Source organism: Vibrio sp. Y176, from assembly GCF_033438945.1.
This window is the reverse complement of record NZ_JAWOQS010000501.1, coordinates 1-716: the sequence shown is the minus strand read 5'-3', so window position 1 is coordinate 716 and position 716 is coordinate 1. Positions and strand designations below refer to the sequence as shown.

At 45.8% G+C, this 716-nt stretch carries 2 pseudogenes; both read left to right on the top strand.

Annotated elements, in window-relative coordinates:
* Positions 1-172: pseudogene (locus tag R7O13_RS26960) on the top strand (TetR/AcrR family transcriptional regulator); the annotation flags it as partial.
* Positions 173-384: 212 nt separating this feature from the next.
* Positions 385-716 (top strand): annotated as a pseudogene (locus tag R7O13_RS26955) (glutathione-dependent disulfide-bond oxidoreductase); the annotation flags it as partial.

Genomic DNA, 716 nt, shown 5'->3' with positions numbered 1-716 from the left:
TTTGGGTTTATCCCAGCAAGTAGAGCAAGACAGTTTGGATCTATTGGCAGATTACCTACACGGTTTTGCGCTGTCGATTAGCTGTTGCCACGATGCAAGCTTGATTAAGACTGATATGTTGGATGGGCCTCTAAACCTTATCTGTTCCTCATTGTTGGCATCTCGAACCTAGTTCACATTACCGCGACGTTTTTCCTTATAGCGTGAAAGAAAATCCCATAACCAAAGGTTCTAATTAATCGAGAGGGAAGGGCTTTTATTTGAAGATTCCGACCTAATATCTTGATTATGCCCAGCCAATTTAAGGTGGGGATTTTTAAGCATTGCTGCTGGTAACGATTTGAACCAGCCTACAGGTGCATTCAAACACGATAAGGAATAACAATGGCTAACGAATACACACCACCAAGAGTTTGGACTAACGACAGTGAAAATGGCGGCCAATGGGCGAGCATTAATCGTCCCGACTCTGGCGCACGTCACGAGCAAGAGTTGCCAGTTGGAGAGCACCCATTCCAGCTTTACTCAATGGGGACTCCTAATGGTCAGAAAGTGACGATCATGTTTGAGGAGCTTTTGGCGGCAGGCGTAAAGGAAGCCGAATACGACGCGTATTTGATCAAGATTGGCGATGGTGACCAATTTGGTTCTGGCTTTGTAGCGGTAAACCCAAACTCTAAAATTCCGGCGCTGGTTGACCGATCAGGTGATGAACC